This is a genomic window from Vibrio sp. 1580, assembly GCF_033340055.1.
Genome location: NZ_JAWOVT010000194.1, coordinates 1 through 800 on the forward strand (window position 1 = coordinate 1; position 800 = coordinate 800).

Genomic DNA, 800 nt, shown 5'->3' on the forward strand with positions numbered 1-800 from the left:
AGAGCGCGGTTTACGATCAACGTTTGGAATGTCTCTTCAGCGACAGTGGACTGTACAGGTTGAACCGTGACGCCTGCACCCGGTAACTCTCCGGCAAAGCCGTAAGTCGAAAATGCGATTGTGCTTAGCGCGCCGACAGACAGCGCTTTCTTCCATGAATTATTCATTCGTATTTCTCCTAAGTTTTAGGCCGTTTTGGTTCTTGTTGGTTTTAAATTTGAGCAGATAAGAGATAGGGCCGGTATGGTACCAGCGAAGTTTGGTATTGCTGGTGTTGACTCCAAGCTCTTGCGTAATGCGATCCAACAAAATAGCGAGGATCACAATGCCTAAACCGCCGACAGCGGCCAGACCCATGTCCAGTCGTCCGATGCCTCGTAACACCATCTGACCCAAACCGCCCACGGCGATCATCGAGGCGATAACCACCATCGACAGAGAAAGCATCAAGGTTTGGTTGACGCCCGCCATGATCGTTGGCAGCGCAAGTGGCAATTGAATGCGATACAGCATTTGCTTTTTGTTTGCACCAAAAGAGTGACCCGCTTCGATAAGCTCTTCCGGTACTTGTTGAATCCCAAGAATGGTCAATCGAACCACTGGCGGTAGCGCGAAAATGATCGTTACGACAACGCCCGGTACGTTACCAATACCAAACAGCATCACTATCGGAACAAGGTAGACGAACGCCGGGGTGGTCTGCATCGCATCCAATATTGGTCTTACAAATTTGGCGGCGGTTTGACTTCTGGCTAGCCAGATCCCCATGGGTAAGCCAATCAACAAGCAGAAAAACACCG

1 protein-coding gene and 1 pseudogene are annotated in these 800 nt (G+C 50.1%); both read right to left on the reverse strand.

The features are described from left to right. Positions 1 to 167: pseudogene (gene proX, locus R7093_RS24955) on the reverse strand (proline/glycine betaine ABC transporter substrate-binding protein ProX); the annotation flags it as partial. After that, positions 160 to 800: ABC transporter permease subunit (locus tag R7093_RS24960; RefSeq protein ID WP_318146984.1), on the reverse strand; the 641-nt coding region annotated here is incomplete at its 5' end. The gene R7093_RS24960 and the pseudogene proX, both read right to left, overlap by 8 nt.